This window comes from Nocardia ignorata NBRC 108230 (assembly GCF_001612905.1).
GTDB lineage: Bacteria > Actinomycetota > Actinomycetes > Mycobacteriales > Mycobacteriaceae > Nocardia > Nocardia ignorata.
The window spans coordinates 50071-64551 of the sequence record NZ_BDBI01000001.1 but is presented as its reverse complement, the minus strand read 5'-3'; the positions used below and the strand labels follow the sequence as shown (position 1 = coordinate 64551).

15 protein-coding genes are annotated in these 14481 nt (G+C 69.0%); 7 read left to right on the top strand and 8 right to left on the bottom strand.

Translation table 11 applies throughout. From position 1 onward, the window contains the following. The first annotated feature begins 65 nt into the window (after positions 1–65). Positions 66–926 carry an amidohydrolase family protein gene (locus NI2_RS00305; RefSeq protein WP_067484386.1) on the top strand — a complete coding sequence of 287 codons (861 nt, stop codon included), beginning with the start codon at positions 66–68 and terminating at the stop codon, positions 924–926. 3 nt (positions 927–929) lie between these two features. Here the strand turns inward: NI2_RS00305 and NI2_RS00300 are convergent, their stop codons facing one another. Beyond that, the gene (locus NI2_RS00300; RefSeq protein WP_067484383.1) at positions 930–1412 is read right to left on the bottom strand and encodes a DUF456 domain-containing protein; all 483 of its coding nucleotides are present in this window, start codon (positions 1410–1412) and stop codon (positions 930–932) included. A gap of 126 nt (positions 1413–1538) precedes the next feature. Here NI2_RS00300 and NI2_RS00295 point away from each other — a divergent pair, with 126 nt between their 5' ends. Next, positions 1539–2627 (top strand): CaiB/BaiF CoA transferase family protein, encoded by a 1089-nt coding sequence (locus tag NI2_RS00295; protein ID WP_067484381.1) that lies wholly within the window; start codon positions 1539–1541, stop codon positions 2625–2627. Here the strand turns inward: NI2_RS00295 and yczR are convergent. Beyond that, positions 2621–4117, bottom strand: coding sequence for a MocR-like transcription factor YczR (yczR, locus tag NI2_RS00290; protein WP_067484378.1), 1497 nt, complete (start codon positions 4115–4117; stop codon positions 2621–2623). The genes NI2_RS00295 and yczR overlap by 7 nt on opposite strands. A gap of 61 nt (positions 4118–4178) precedes the next feature. On the opposite strand from yczR, the gene NI2_RS33455 reads away from it, so the two are divergent. The 3 genes from NI2_RS33455 (at position 4179) to NI2_RS00275 (ending at position 5978) form a co-directional block, all read left to right on the top strand. Then, a complete protein-coding gene (locus NI2_RS33455; RefSeq protein ID WP_133733867.1) occupies positions 4179–4430 on the top strand; it encodes a hypothetical protein in 252 nt (83 codons plus the stop codon). Positions 4431–4479: 49 nt separating this feature from the next. Further along, positions 4480–5052, top strand: coding sequence for a methylated-DNA--[protein]-cysteine S-methyltransferase (locus NI2_RS00280; RefSeq protein WP_067484403.1), 573 nt, complete (start codon positions 4480–4482; stop codon positions 5050–5052). Between the two features lie 107 nt (positions 5053–5159). Beyond that, positions 5160–5978 (top strand): alpha/beta fold hydrolase, encoded by an 819-nt coding sequence (locus NI2_RS00275; RefSeq protein WP_067484372.1) that lies wholly within the window; start codon positions 5160–5162, stop codon positions 5976–5978. 65 nt (positions 5979–6043) lie between these two features. Here NI2_RS00275 and NI2_RS00270 read toward each other — a convergent pair whose 3' ends face one another. From NI2_RS00270 to NI2_RS00260, 3 genes are all read right to left on the bottom strand, one after another. Then, positions 6044–6337: a hypothetical protein gene (locus NI2_RS00270; RefSeq protein ID WP_067484369.1), complete on the bottom strand. Its 294-nt coding sequence runs from the start codon at positions 6335–6337 to the stop codon at positions 6044–6046. A gap of 74 nt (positions 6338–6411) precedes the next feature. Then, positions 6412–7266, bottom strand: coding sequence for a hypothetical protein (locus NI2_RS00265; protein ID WP_243749769.1), 855 nt, complete (start codon positions 7264–7266; stop codon positions 6412–6414). A 218-nt stretch (positions 7267–7484) separates the two neighbouring features. Next, positions 7485–8774: an adenylosuccinate synthase gene (locus NI2_RS00260; protein ID WP_067484365.1), complete on the bottom strand. Its 1290-nt coding sequence runs from the start codon at positions 8772–8774 to the stop codon at positions 7485–7487. Positions 8775–9004: 230 nt separating this feature from the next. Here NI2_RS00260 and NI2_RS00255 point away from each other — a divergent pair, with 230 nt between their 5' ends. After that, the gene (locus NI2_RS00255) at positions 9005–9664 is read left to right on the top strand and encodes a hypothetical protein (protein ID WP_243749770.1); all 660 of its coding nucleotides are present in this window, start codon (positions 9005–9007) and stop codon (positions 9662–9664) included. Continuing rightward, on the top strand, positions 9661–10437 hold the full coding sequence (locus NI2_RS00250; protein ID WP_067484360.1) for a site-2 protease family protein: 777 nt from the start codon (positions 9661–9663) through the stop codon (positions 10435–10437). The genes NI2_RS00255 and NI2_RS00250 overlap by 4 nt, the downstream gene beginning before the upstream one ends. Before the next feature lie 9 nt (positions 10438–10446). Here NI2_RS00250 and NI2_RS00245 read toward each other — a convergent pair whose 3' ends face one another. From NI2_RS00245 to NI2_RS00235, 3 genes are all read right to left on the bottom strand, one after another. After that, entirely contained in the window at positions 10447–11556 is a 1110-nt protein-coding gene (locus NI2_RS00245) for an FUSC family protein (protein WP_243749823.1), read from the bottom strand. A gap of 75 nt (positions 11557–11631) precedes the next feature. Further along, on the bottom strand, positions 11632–12066 hold the full coding sequence (locus tag NI2_RS00240) for a DUF3151 domain-containing protein (protein ID WP_067484401.1): 435 nt from the start codon (positions 12064–12066) through the stop codon (positions 11632–11634). Positions 12067–13503: 1437 nt separating this feature from the next. Continuing rightward, on the bottom strand, positions 13504–13836 hold the full coding sequence (locus tag NI2_RS00235) for a hypothetical protein (protein ID WP_133733868.1): 333 nt from the start codon (positions 13834–13836) through the stop codon (positions 13504–13506). Between the last annotated feature and the right edge of the window lie 645 nt (positions 13837–14481).

Here is a 14481-nt window from a genome sequence, read left to right as displayed (position 1 = left end):
CCCAATACCGTCTGGGCGCAATACCCCGAAGCGCCGACGCTCCAAAAGTAGGGCATCCTGTACACGTGTTCGACGCGCATGTTCACATCATCGATCCGCGGTTTCCGCTGATCGAGAACGAGGGCTACCTGCCGGAGCCCTACACGATCGCGGATTATCGAAAGCGGATGGCGCACTTCGATGTTCGCGGTGGAGCCGTTGTCAGCGCATCGTTCCAAGGCACCGATCAGACGTACCTGAAGGCCGCCCTGAGCGAGCTTGGCCCGGAGTGGGTCGGCGTCACCCGCTTGGACCTGGATGCCGGTGACGAGGAGATCCTCGATCTGGACCGGGCGGGCGTACGGGCGATCCGGTTCAACCTCAAGCGCGCCGCCGCCGACATCACCCAGATGACCTTGCAGGCCCTGCGCGCCCATGAACTGGCCGGATGGCACGTGGAGCTCTACATCGACGGCCAGATGCTCGCATCGTTGCAGCCGGTGATCTCCAAACTTCCCGCGCTGTCCATCGATCACCTCGGCATGTCCGCCGAGGGTCTGCCGTATCTGCTGGATCTGGTCGATCGCGGTGCGAGGGTGAAGGCCACCGGGTTCGGCCGGGTCGACATGGACGTGGCCGAAACGCTGCGCCGCATCCACACCGTGAACCCCCGCGCGTTGATGTTCGGCTCCGATCTGCCCGGCACCCGGGCGGGCCGCCCGTTCGAGGACGCCGATATCGACCTGATCTGCCAGGTGGTCGGTGCCGACATGCACGCCGTGCTCGAGGACAACGCCCGCGAGTGCTACCGCCTGCCCCCGGTACGCAGGCCCGAGACCGAACAGGTTGCGGCCCAGGACAACCCGACCCTGCCGATCCCGCGATCGGCACTGCCCGGCGCGGGCGACGACAAGACCCGCCCGCTCCCGATCATCGAAAGACCCTGAGCCTCAGACGAACAGCGCCCCGGCGAGCCACACTCCCGACGCGACCAGCGCGCCGAACAGTTCGACGAGCATCGACAGGCCGACACCCTTGAGCGCGTGCATCGTTGCGGGCCAGGCGGTTTCATGCGTCTTCAACCGCTGCAGTTCCGCGACGTACACGCCGAGCACGAACCCGATGAACAACCCGACGACGGGGATCACGAAGAAGCCGACGATGCCGAAGACGGCGCCGACGAGCAACGCCCGATTCGACACGCCCGCTTCGCGCATCCGGCGCCCCGGCCAGGTGTATTTCACGACGCCCGACAGGATCAGTGCCACCGAGGCGATGGCGAACACCGTCCAGGCGCCCGCACCGCCGGTGAGGAACGCCCACACCGCGACGGCCACGAAGATCAGGATCACCCCGGGCAGGATGGGCACGATCACGCCGATGATGCCGACCAGAATGACGAGGCCGACGAGGACCTCACCCCATACGCTCACTGCCGGGTTCCTCCCATATCGCGCCGAGTCGCGCCGGGCGAATTCTCCCGCATGGTCTACCGGTGCCGCCACCCCGGCGCTATTGTCGGATTGTCAATACCGTTCGACGACGAATGAGGTCACCACGTGAGCACCACCGGTCAGGGCCCCCTCGCGGGCATCAAGGTCATCGAGCTGGCCGGGATCGGCCCGGGCCCGCACGCCGCCCTGCTACTGGCCGATCTAGGCGCCGATGTGGTGCGGGTGCAGCGGCCCCGGCAGCTGCCCGGGTTCATCGAGCGCCCGCAGTGGCGCGGACGCACCATCGTCGAAGCGGATCTGAAGAACCCCGCCGACGTGGCCAAGGTGCTCGACCTGGTCGAGAAGGCCGACGTGCTGCTCGAGGGCTTCCGGCCCGGCGTCACCGAGCGGATGGGCCTGGGCCCCGACGACGCGCTCGCGCGCAACCCGCGACTGATCTACGGCCGGATGACCGGGTGGGGTCAGTACGGTCCGATGGCCGACCGCGCGGGCCACGACATCAACTACATCTCGCTCACCGGCGTGCTCAACGCCATCGGGCGCAAGGGTGAGCGGCCGGTGCCGCCGCTGAACATGGTCGGCGACTTCGGCGGCGGTTCGATGTTCCTGGTGACCGGTGTGCTCGCCGCGCTCGTCGAGCGTGCGACCTCGGGCAAGGGGCAGGTGATCGATGCGGCGATGGTCGATGGGGCCCTTGCCCTCTCGCACTTCGTGTGGGGCATGCGCGGCGTCGGCCTGTGGTCCGACGAGCGCGGTGAGAACCTGCTCGACACCGGGATGGCGTTCTACGACACCTACGAAACCGCCGACGGCAAGTACATGGCGGTCGGCGCGATCGAACCGCAGTTCTACGAGCAGCTGCTCGCCGGTCTCGGCATCGACCCGGAGGGCCTGCCCCAGCAGCTCGACCCGGACGGCCAGGAGCAGCTGCGCAAGCTGTTCACCGAGAAGTTCAAGAGCAAGACCCGCGACGAGTGGACCGCCATTTTCGAGGGCACCGATGCCTGCACCACCCCGGTGCTCACCTTCACCGAGGCCACGCAGAACGAGCACATCCGCGCGCGAGAAGGGCTGATCGAGATCGAGGACGTGGTGCAGCACGCGCCCGCGCCCCGGTTCTCGCGCACCCAGGGCGGCACCCCGACACCCCCACCGAGCGCGGCGACGCCGATCGAGGACGTCTGGGCTCAGTAGCAGGTGAGCGGCTGGAGTGGGTCGGCGGCGCGCGGCGTGAGCGCGGTGTAGGCGGCGGCGATCGACTTCACGGCCAGCCGCAGGTCGGCTTCGGGGTGCGTGAACGGCAGTCGGATGAACCGTTCGAACGCGCCCTGCACGCCGAAACGCGGTCCGGCGGCGAGTAGTACACCGTGGTTGGGTGCGGTGGCGGCCAGTGCGGTCGACACCGGACTCGGCAGCTGCGCCCATACCGACATGCCACCCGCGCCGGGCGCTATGTGCCAGTCGGGCAGTTCCTCGGCCACGGCCGTGAGCAGGGTGGCACGCTGGGCGCGCAGCTGGGCGCGGCGCCGGTCGAGGATGGGTTCGGCGTTCTCCAGCAGGTGGACGGTGGCCAGCTGGTCCATGACCGGGGTGCCGAGGTCGACGGTGGCGCGGATGCCGAGCAGCTTGGTGATGAGCGCCTGATTGGTGCGCACCCAGCCCACGCGCAGGCCACCCCAGAACGACTTGGACGCCGAACCGATGGTGATGATCTCCGAGCCCTTCGCGAAAGCCGCGACGGGCGGCGGCATGTCGTCGTCGGAGAGATCGAGGTCGCGCATCGACTCGTCGACGACGATGGTCATTCTGGTGTCGCGGGCGATGGCGGCGAGTTCGGCGCGGCCGTCGGCGTCGAGCAGCAGGCCGGTGGGGTTGTTGAAGTCCGGCACGAGGTAGGCCAGGGTGGCCGCCGTCTGCCGGGCGGTACTGCGCAGACCTTCCAGATCCCAACCGGCACTCGGGAATTCGGGGCGCAGCGGCACCGGGATGGGGCGCGCGCCGACATCGCGGATCGCCTCGATCGCGTTCGGATAGGACGGATGGTCGATCAGGACGCGGGCGGCCGGTGAGGTGAGCACGTTGAGCAGCAGCCGAAGCCCGTGTTGCGCACCGAGAGTCACCAGGATCTGGTCGGGTTCGGTGGGCAGGCCGCGCGCGGTGTAGCGGCGGGCCAGCGCCTCGCGCAGCGCGAGCACACCGACCGGGTCCATGCCGTGGGTGCCGAGGTAGGCCGGAATCCCTTGCAGTGCCACCGAATACGCGTCGTGCAGTTCCGGCGGTGCGGACATGGCGGCGTAGGTCATGTCGATGGTCGGCAGCTCCGGCTGCGCCATCAACGCCATGATGCCGCGTGCCGGGCGGGTACCGTCGTGCTGGATGCTCGGCGGCAACGCGACCGTGCTGCGCGAACCCTGACGGCTGATGAGGTAACCGTGCTCGCGCAGCAGCGAGTAGGTGGAGGTGATGGTGGTGCGGCTGACGCCGAGGGTGGCCGCCAGATCACGCTCGCTCGGCAGCGCGACGCCGAGCGGGGCGCGGCCGTCGTGGATCAGCAGCCGGATCGCCTCGGCCAGCGCCAGGTAGGCGGGCCGGTGGGGGCGACGCTCGTCGCCGTCGGTCTCGGGGTCACGCCACCGGCCGAGGTCGCGGGCCAGGCCCGCCGCGCCGATCACTCTTGTCGCCATAAAGTCCAGTATTCCGTGAGTGGCTATTTTTTGACAAGGCCAGTGGGCGGATTCTTGGGATATGACCACCTTCCTCGCTCTCGCCGTTGCCCTCGCCGTGGGCTATGCCGTCTATCATTTCGCCCCTAAGGAGGGGGAACTCCCGTTCTGGCCCTTCCAGGAATCACCCCATGACCGAGCGTTCGGCACCTACGATGACCAGCGCCAATACCGCGATCTCGAAGCCCTTCGCAGTCGCGGTCATGACGAACCAGTCCAGTCGCCGGAAACTGGACTGGTTTCGAAGCCCGACAGTGGCCGTCTCGCCGCCTGAGCGGTGGGTCGGGCCGAAACCTGTCACCGGGGCGGCGCACACTGTGCTCATGAGCTCCGGAGCTGACTCGACACGGACCGGCACCGTGGTCGCGGCCCTCTTCGACACCGCCATCGGGCTGTGCGCCATCGCCTGGCGCGACGACACCGTCGTCCGGTTCGCGCTGCCCGAGGCCAGCGAGGAGCAGACGCTGGCCCACATCACCCGCCCTTTCGGCGGGCAACCGGTGACCGAAGGCGAGCCCGGCCCCGCGATCGTCGCGGCGATCGCCGGCATCCGGGCCCACCTCGCGGGTACGGTCGACGCGCTGCGCTGGATCGAGGTGGACCTGCCCGGCGTGCCCGAATTCCACCGCGCCGTCTACGCGGTGACCCGCGAGATCGACCCGGGCCGCACCCTCAGCTACGGCGACATCGCCATCCGGATCGGCGCACCCGGCTCCGCCCAAGCCGTCGGGCAAGCCCTCGGCCGCAACCCGATCCCCCTCATCATCCCCTGCCATCGAGTACTCGCCGCCGACCACGCGCTGCACGGATTCTCCGCGCCCGGCGGCATCGGCACCAAGGCGCGCCTGCTCGAGATCGAGCGCACACCGGGCTTCGGTGAACCCATGCTGTTCTGAGCGATGAATCGGGTGGGCCCGGACCGTCTGTTCCGAGGAGCCGGAGGGCGGGCGCGCAGGGTCGCGTACCGTCGCACTGCGGTGGTCAGCTATCGAGAGGGAACATCATGCAGACAGTCACGTCGGCCGACGGCACAACGATCGCTTACGACCGGGTCGGCGACGGGACCGCGGGGACGGTCATCCTGATCGGCGGGGCCTTCAGCTTCCGCAAGTTCAAGACCATGACCGAGCTCGCCCAGACTCTCGCCGACGACTACGACCTGACCGTACTCAACTACGACCGGCGCGGGCGCGGTGACAGCACCGACTCCCCCGGTGTGTACGACGTGGCCAACGAGATCGCCGACATCGCCGCGCTCGTCGAGGCGGCGGGCGGGAAGGCGGCGCTGTTCGGGTGGTCGTCGGGCGCGGCGCTCGCCCTGCTCGCGGCGCGTGAGATCCCCGGTGTCACCGAGGTGGTCGCGTTCGAACCACCCTTCGTGGTCGATGCCAAACATCATGTGCCGCCGAAGGACCTGGAAACGAAGCTGCATCCACTGATCGCGGAAGGTAAGCGCGACAAGACAGTTCGCTACTACATGACCAAGGCGATGGGGATGCCCGCGCTGATGGTCGCGGTGATGCGGGTGACGCCGTTCTGGAAACAGCTTGCGGCCACGTCGAATTCGACAGCGCACGACTGGGCCGTGATGAAGCCCTATATGCGCGGACAGAAACTCGACGCGGCCGAATGGAGCGGCATCTCCGTTCCGGTCCTCGTCCTCGCGGGCGAACGCACCGCACCCCTGCTCACCAAGGGTGCGAAGGCGGCCGCCGAGGTGGTGCCGAACGCCGAGTTCGCCGAACTCCCCGGCGTGAGCCACAACCCGAAGATCTCCGTCCTCGCCCCCGCCATCGGCGAATTCCTCACGCGCGCACAGTGATCAACCGGCCTCGTTGCCGGTAGCCGACACCACGATCGCCGCCCTGTCGGCGCTCACCCCGCGCGTCAGGGCGGCGGCGGATGGTCGCGGAAGAACTGGCAGGGATCGCCGGCGAGGTAGCCGTCCATGCAAGCGAAGTAGGTCTGTACGCAGGCGTTGCTGACGCACCCGGCTGTGTACAGCATTCCCCGGATGCGCTCGTTGCGCTGCTGGGACGGGGCGAGGGTCTCGGCGGGTGGCAGGGCGGTGGTGGACAGCACCGGTGACGCGCTCGGCGGCGGCGCAGGCGCCTCAGGCGTCGAACACCCGGTGAGCGCACCCACCGCGAGCACCCCCGCCACCATCATTGTGCGCACCATCAGCCACCTCCATCCGAACCATTCCCGACGCTACTCCCGCCGCCGCGATCGGCCACGCCGAAGGTACTGATCCATCACAGAGTGGCGCCGTAGCCGCTGCCGACGATGCCACCAGCGACCGCACCCGCTGCGGCGGCGGGAATGCCGAGGGCGGCGGCGCCCGCTGCGGCACCTGCCGCCGCGCCGATGGCCGCCCCGGCGCCGGTTGTTGCCGCGGCGATCGGCCAAGCCATCGCGAATCCGCCCGTGATGATCGGCACGGCACCGATGCCCGCAGTCGGGATCGCGGCCGCGCCTGCCAGGATCGCGGTGGCGCCCGCCGTACCCGCAGCGCCGACCGCGAAGCCGATACCCGCGCCGACAGCAGCACCGGCGAGTCCGCCGCCGACCGCGCCGACGGCGGCCGCCGGGACCCCGGCGAGGGCGGCGCCCGCGAGGGCACCGCCGACGGTCGCGGCGGCGATCTTGTCGGAGCGGCTGGGGTTGATGCCGATGGAGCGGCCCTGGGTGGCGATGGCCGCTTCGACATCGGCGGCGGTGGTGTTCACACCGTCGAGGATTTCGGCCGGAAGTTCCTCCGGAGCCGGGGCGGTGAAGTCACCGACGCGCAGAGTGCGCGGCGGCGGCGCGATCGGGGCGACGGGCTCGACCGGTTCAGGGAGGTGCAGTTCCTCGATCACGACGGGCGGCGCAGGCGTGGTGTATTCGGGCACCGGGCGCGTTTCCTGCGGTTCGGGCGCCAGATAGGCCAGCGAATCAGGTCCCTCGAAATCCCCGAGACTGGAACGCCCCTCCTCGCCCGGCATGTTCACTCCCGGCTGCTCCGGCACCTCATCGGTCACACCCGGCTGCGGCACAGCGAGCGCGACACCCGCACAAGCCACCGCGACCGCCATCGGCAACACACCCGCGACCGCCCGAGCGCTCATCCGCCCCGTCGATCCCCACACACCAGCACACCGACGGACCACGTCGAACACCCACTCACACGCTAGAAGAAACCGGCACGTCCCCGCGTGCCGCAGCGACCATAGCGTTAGCCAGATGGATGCTCAAATCGATAGCGTGTCCGCATAGTCCGAGCGTGTCGAGGGTGGATACGGCAAAGCCCGGCGCCGCTGCTGCGACGCCGGGCTCGACGGCAGATCTACGCCAGCACGTCGTGCCGAACGATCGTCTGGTCACGACCCGGCCCCACACCGATGCACGAAATCCGAGCACCCGAGAGCTCTTCCAGCCGAAGCACATACGCCTGCGCGTTGGCCGGCAGATCCTCGAACGTGCGGGCGGCGGAGATGTCCTCCCACCAACCCGGCATCTCCTCGTAGATCGGCTTGGCGTGGTGGAATTCGGTCTGCGTGGTCGGCATCTGCTCGACCCGCTCGCCGTCGATCTCGTACGCCACGCAGATCGGCACCGTGTCCAGCCCGGACAGCACGTCCAGCTTGGTGAGGAAGTAGTCGGTGACGCCGTTGACGCGGGTGGCGTACCGGCTGATCACGGCGTCGAACCAACCGCAGCGGCGGGCGCGACCGGTGGTGACACCGACCTCGCCGCCGTTCTTGGCGAGGAACTCGCCGAAGTTGTCGAACAGTTCGGTCGGGAAGGGGCCGGAGCCGACGCGGGTGGTGTAGCACTTGAGGATGCCGAGCACCGTGTCGATCTTGTTCGGGCCGATGCCCGAACCCACCGCGGCGCCGCCCGCGGTCGGGTTCGAGGAGGTGACGAACGGGTAGGTGCCGTGGTCGACGTCGAGCAGGGTGCCCTGCGAGCCTTCCAGCAGCACCGTCTCGCCCCGCTCGAGCGCCAGGTTCAGCTCGAGGCGGGTGTCGGAGATGCGGTGCTTGAACGACTCGGCCTGCGCGAGCACCTCGTCCACCACCTGCTGCGGGTCCAGCGCGCGGCGGTTGTAGATCTTCACCAGCACCTGGTTCTTGAATTCCAGTGCGGCCTCGACCTTCTGGGTGAGGATCTTCTCGTCCAGCACATCCGCGACGCGCACGCCGACGCGGGCGACCTTGTCCTGGTAGCAGGGGCCGATACCGCGACCGGTGGTACCGATCTTGCGGTTGCCGAGGAAGCGTTCGGTGACCTTATCGATGGCCACGTGGTACGGCATGATCAGGTGCGCGTCGGCAGAGAGCAGCAGGCCGGAGGTGTCGACACCGCGCTCCTCGAGCCCGGCGAGTTCCTCGAGCAGCACACCGGGATCGACGACGACGCCGTTGCCGATGACGTTCTTCACACCGGGGGTGAGAATGCCGGACGGGATCAGGTGCAGCGCGAACTTGTCACCGTTGGGGAGCACCACCGTATGACCGGCGTTGTTGCCGCCCTGATAACGGACTACCCACTGCAACCGCTCACCGAGCAGATCGGTAGCTTTGCCCTTACCCTCGTCGCCCCACTGGGCGCCGATGAGGACGATAGCCGGCATTTCGGAGTCTCCTACAGATCGACAGCAGCACGCTTGTACTGCAGCTACCTGCCGTACTGAGGCGGTGGCCGGAGACACAGTCTAGCCGACGGCACTCGCGTGCCCTGTCCAGCGCCCCGACCCGCGCCCGGCGGGCGTGCCATCATCGGTTACGGTTACTTGCCGGCAGGGGGATTGCCGCGCTCATGGGCGACACACCGTCGACCCGACCGAGGAGGGTGTACCGCAGTTTGAGTACCCACGTTCTCCGATGTGGTGACCTGCCGGTCCCGATCGCTCTCGCCTCACTCCCCACCACGCAGACCGAGCGGTTACCCGATGTCACCGTGATCGACGAGCTGCTGCCGGTGCTGGCCGCCGACAGCCTGCCCCGCCTGATCGTGCTGGGCGACGACGCGGGCCTGGCGTTCGTGCTCACCCATCTGATGCGCACCGAACGGCTGCACGTGGAGATCGGCTACGTGCCGGTCGAGACCACTTATGCCTCGCGGGTCTATCAGACCGGCACCGGCAACGCGGCTGCCAAGACCGCGCTGGAAGGCCGGGCCGTCGAGACGCCGCTGATCCGCGACGACACGGGCACGGTGCTGGTTGGCCGGGCGAGCATCACCGGCGTCGAGGGCGCCAAGCTCGAGGGCGAGGCCTATGTCGACGACACCTTGCTGTTCACCGGCACGGTGACGACCATGCTGATCTCTCCGACGATGGCGATGCCGGGTGTGCGGGCGCGGGTGCGCAAGGGTCTGCGCAAACGCGGCTGGGTCGGCGGGCGCGCCGCCCAGCTCGGCACGCCGGGTGCGGTCGTGACCCGCGACGGGATCACCGCCGAACGCACCGTCCCCCGCTCGACCTTCTACCGCTTCGAACAACCCTGGCTATTGGTGCGATGAGTTACTCCTTTCCCAGCACCCGTGGCGCGGTGCGGCCGAGTCCGGTCTTTCTGCTGATCGTGGCCGTCACCGTGCTCGGTGGCGCGCTGGCGTGGGACGCCGACGTGTCCTCGGTGCGCGCCAAAGTCGGCGTGTTCGTCCTTGTGGTGTTCGGCTGGATCGTGAGTTTGTGCCTGCACGAATTCGCGCACGCCTATGTGGCGTGGCGGGCCGGTGATCACGATGTGGAGGCGCGTGGTTATCTCACGCTGAATCCGCTGAAGTACAGCCATCCGGTGTTGTCGATAGTCTTACCGCTGCTGTTCATCGCGCTCGGCGGAATCGGTCTGCCGGGTGGTGCGGTTTACCTGGACACCACCCGATTCCGTTCGGGCATACAGCGTTTGGTGAGCGCGGTCGGTCCGTTCTCGAATCTGCTGTGCGCGATCGTGCTGCTGATCGTGATCCGTGCGATGGGCTCGGCCACCGAACACGCCGCGTTCTGGTTCGGACTGAGTTTCCTGGCGTTCCTGCAGCTCACAGCGTTTCTGCTGAACATTCTTCCGGTGCCGGGCCTCGACGGATACGGGATCATCGAGCCGTCGCTGAGCTACCAGACGCGGCGCTCGCTCGACCAGTTCAAGCCGTACGGCATGTTGATTCTTTTCGCCGTCATCTTTTTCACCCCGCTCAGCCGGGTGTTCTTCGAGGCCGTGTACTTACTGTTCGATATTTCCGGCATCCCGCAGTATTGGGCGGGCAACGGCAGCCGGTTGACGCGCTTCTGGTACTGACAGCCTGGGTCAGTCCTCCGGCGGGACATACGGATTCGGCACGGTGGGCGGGAGCAGCGCGATCGCGGAGATGCGTTGCATTCCGCACACCACCATCAGATCGACCACGATCGAACGGATCTGGGCGAACACCACATGCGCTGAAAGGCCCGCGCCCACAACCAGTTCCGGGCGGGCGTTCTTGGCGACGCTGCGCAGGCAGCGGGCCGCCTCGGCCTGGTCGGGTTGCTCGCCCGGATCGGCGAGCATCATCTTGCGCACCACGTCGGTGGCGCCGCCGAGCTGGCGGAGCAGGTCGATCAGGCGCGGATCGAGCACCTCGTCGTCGCGGACGAGGGTGAGCGAACGGCGCAGCAGCACACGGGTGTTGCGCACGGCGTTGTCGAGCGGGTCGGCGGTGGCCCGAATGCGGGCGAGGCGTTTTCGCGAATTCCAGTACAGCGGGGAGATGCGGCTCACCTCGCGGCCACCCTCGAGCGCGGAGCGGAGTCCGTCGATCTGGCTCTGGGTGGCGCGCACGGCGGTGAGCGCGTCGTGCACCTTGTCCGCACTCTGCTCGAGCAGACCGTCGGCGCACTCGGTCATGGATTTGCTCATCACGTCCAGCACCTGTGCGGCGTGCTCACGCGCGCGACGAACCGGATGCAGCGGGATCGCGGCCACCATCAACACACCGACGAGGCCACCGACGAGCGCGTCGATCATGCGGGACGGACCCGCGCCCGGAGCCTGGTTCAACGTGGAGACGAGCACGGCCGAACCCGCCGCCTGAATCGTCATGATGGCCCCGGAGTCGAGGAACACCGACACCGCCATCGCACCGCCGACGACCAGCGCCACCTGCCACACACCGGTGCCCACCTGGGCGATGAACAGGTCACCGATACCGATGCCGACCGCGACACCGACGACCAGTTCCACCGAGCGGCGGATCCGTGCGCCGAACGAGATGCCGATCGACACCACGGCCGCCGTCGGGGCGAAGAACGGCTCGATATGGCCGATCACGTCGTGGGCGATGAACCAGGCCAGCGCCGCCCCCAGCGCGCACTGGATGATCGGGATCGCGGACAGCCGCAACCGCTCGACCGATTGCCGGAACCGGCCGACGGTACTCACCTTCGCGGCCGCTACGACGGGCGTAGCGACCTCGACGAACGGCCTGTGCTCGCTCACCTGCGAACCGGTGACCGGCTAGTCGAGACCGAGTTCGGTGGCGGCGTTGGGGTCGCAGTCCTCGAGCAGGTCGAGGCAGCGGGCGTATTCCTCGGTCTCACCGATCACCTGCGCGGCCTTGGCCAGCGCACCGACGCTGCGCAGGAAACCCTGGTTGGGTTCGTGCGACCACGGCACCGGGCCGAAACCCTTCCAGCCGTTACGGCGCAGCAGGTCGAGGCCGCGGTGGTAACCGGTGCGGGCGAAGGCGTAGGCGGCGACAGTGTCGTGATCGACCTCGCCGTTGCTGCGCTCGAGCGCCGCCTCGGCGAGCTGGGCCCACGCGATCGACGCGGCCGGATGATCGGCGGCAACCTTCACGGGGTCGGTGCCCGCCGCGATGGCGTCTTCGGCGTCGATCAGTTCAGGGAGGAGGACCGGCTGCGGTCCGAGCAGGTCACCGAAGGAGGTCATGGGTTCATTGTGCACCGCCACGCCCACCCACCCCGCCACGGGTGATCGACGAACTCCCCCGCGCGCCGCGCATTAGGCTGGGCGGGAGTTCAACGTTCGAGCCTGAGCGAGGGGTACTAGGTGTCCGACCCGACCGACGAGAACAACCCAGCAGCCGAGGACCGTGGTCCCGGTGCGGCCGGGACACACCATGACGCCGGCCCGTCGCCCGACGAGTCGACCCGCCCGGGTTCCGAAGCGCCGAAATCGGTGCCGCACGCGGTGACCGAGCCGGAGCGCGCGACCGCAGGGACCTCCGAGACTGTTGTCATCCGGCGTAGTGAGCTGCCGGGCGATCAGGGTGCGGGACGTTCGTACGGACCCGGTTTCCGACCTGCCGGTGGGCCTGGTGCGCCGCAGGGCCCGGCCGGGCCGCGGGTGGGTGGTCCGCAGGGGCCCGGTTCTCAGCGTCCCGCCGGTCCGGGAAATCGTCCTCCCCAGGGTGGGAATCCGCTGCCGCCGGGAGCGGGCAACGCGGCAGGCCGTGGTCCGAACAGCCCCGGCGCTGCCGGGCGGCCGGTCGATGCGCCGGGGGCTAACGGTCCGGGAAACGCGTCCGGGGCAGCTGGGCGTCCCGTGAACGGGCCCGGAGCTGGATCGGGCGGGCGACCAGCGAGCGGACCCTCGAACGATCGCTCGGGTACACCGGGGTCCGGTGACCCCAGGGCTGCGGGCTGGCAACCGGGAAACGCACCAGTGCCGAACGGGCCCAACGCTTCTGGCGCGCCACAAGGGGGTCGGCCCGGCCCGCAGCAGGGGCCAGGACGTGCGGCGCCGGTCGCGCGGGCAACGAATGAGCCAGCCGCACAGCGTCCTTCGGGCGAACAGGCAGGCGGTCGAGGTCGTCCCGGAGGCGTTGTCGAGAGTCAGCAGAGCTCTGCGGCCGGTGGACCAGCGAACCAGCCTGGACAGGGTGGCCACCCCGGTGGCGGCGAAGGTGATACTCGCGGCGGTAGTGGTGTGGGCGGCGCGGAGCGTGGAGCCGGATCGCAGCAACGTGGTGACCGGCCGTCGAATGCGCCGGGTGCGGCCGCCGGCCGTGGCAGTGGGCAGGGCCCGGCTGCCGGGCAAGGACGCGAGCCGGGCGGAAACCAGGGCTCGGCCGCGGGCAGTTCGCCGTTGGCCGGGTTGTCGAAGGGGCTTCCCGGGGAATCAACTGGCGGCGAAGGTGATTCGCGGGCACAGCCTGATTCGCCAGGCCTGGGTGGCGCCGATGCGCCGACTACCGCAATGCGGATCCCCGGACGCGCGGCGGCGGGGGCTGCGTCCGCCGATCAAGGCGAGCAGAGTGCGGCGGATGTGCCGACCGTCGGGATGGAGCCGGGCGATCGTCCGGCCGCCGAACGACAGGGCACGGCCGCAGCAGATGCGCGTGGATCTCGCCCGGGCACAAGCGATTCAATCGAATCCTTCGGTGCGCCCACCAGCCGAGACGCTTCCGCAGCAACCCGCGATGCTTCGGCGGGAACCCGAGATGATGCGCAGCACGTCGATCGCTCGGGGGTTGATGAGCAGCGTGGCGAGCAGCGCCCAATTGCGGACGAACGGGCCATGGTCGCGAATACTCCGGACGCACAAGGTGATTCGCGCAGTGAGCAGGCTGCACGCGACATCGAGCGGACTGGAGCAGCCGACGACCGTGGCGCGCGAGGAGAGTCGCGCGGCGAGAACGGCACGGGCGTCCGAGACGCCGAGTTCCGTGGCGCACCGGATGATTCGCGCGGTGAACACGGTGGCGCCGACGCGGCGACCGCGCGGTTCGGGACTGCCAGGGCGGCTTCGCGTTCCGAGGACCAGGGTGGCGTCGACAGTGTGAACGACCCGCAAGCTGGTGCGAGCGGCGCGAACACCGGACAGGCTCGTACCGGCAGCGGGAACGATGCGGGGCAGCCTCGAACTGTTGGCTCTGAACCCGCTGTGCGTGAGGGTGATTCCCAGAGCTCCGATGCGACAGAGAAGTTCTCCACGAGTTCCGGGCAGCAGCGCGGTGATTCCCGGGTGCAGGACCAGACGGGCGGCAGCGGCGATAAAGCTCTCGGCGGTGCGGCTGGGGCTGCGGCCGCTGCGGCTGGAGCTGGGGCTGCCGCTGGGGCCGGCGGGTTGTCGAAGAAGGACGAGAGTCCTGCTGGGGCAGGTGAATCCGGGTCGGAGGATCAGACCGTTGCTATGCGGGTGGTCAATCCCGCGGATGCGCCTACTACCACTTTTCCGGTGCAGCGGGGGACGGATCGGGTTGTCGGTGGGCGGGCCGTGACGCCGCCGCCCAGCACGCCGCGGGGTCCTTCGGGGCCGAGGCAGGCAGGGCAGCAGGGAGCGCAGGGGCCCGGTGTCGAGGACGCGCGCCCGTCGGGACCGCAGGGGGGCCGTGGGGCCGGG

Excerpts from the sequence above, each read along its gene's own strand:
- yczR (WP_067484378.1), bottom strand. The coding sequence starts at position 4,117 with ATGGCGACAAGAGTGATCGGCGCGGCGGGCCTGGCCCGCGACCTCGGC.
- NI2_RS33455 (WP_133733867.1), top strand. The coding sequence starts at position 4,179 with ATGACCACCTTCCTCGCTCTCGCCGTTGCCCTCGCCGTGGGCTATGCC.
- NI2_RS00280 (WP_067484403.1), top strand. The coding sequence starts at position 4,480 with ATGAGCTCCGGAGCTGACTCGACACGGACCGGCACCGTGGTCGCGGCC.
- NI2_RS00275 (WP_067484372.1), top strand. The coding sequence starts at position 5,160 with ATGCAGACAGTCACGTCGGCCGACGGCACAACGATCGCTTACGACCGG.
- NI2_RS00270 (WP_067484369.1), bottom strand. The coding sequence starts at position 6,337 with ATGGTGCGCACAATGATGGTGGCGGGGGTGCTCGCGGTGGGTGCGCTC.
- NI2_RS00265 (WP_243749769.1), bottom strand. The coding sequence starts at position 7,266 with ATGAGCGCTCGGGCGGTCGCGGGTGTGTTGCCGATGGCGGTCGCGGTG.
- NI2_RS00260 (WP_067484365.1), bottom strand. The coding sequence starts at position 8,774 with ATGCCGGCTATCGTCCTCATCGGCGCCCAGTGGGGCGACGAGGGTAAG.
- NI2_RS00250 (WP_067484360.1), top strand. The coding sequence starts at position 9,661 with ATGAGTTACTCCTTTCCCAGCACCCGTGGCGCGGTGCGGCCGAGTCCG.
- NI2_RS00240 (WP_067484401.1), bottom strand. The coding sequence starts at position 12,066 with ATGACCTCCTTCGGTGACCTGCTCGGACCGCAGCCGGTCCTCCTCCCT.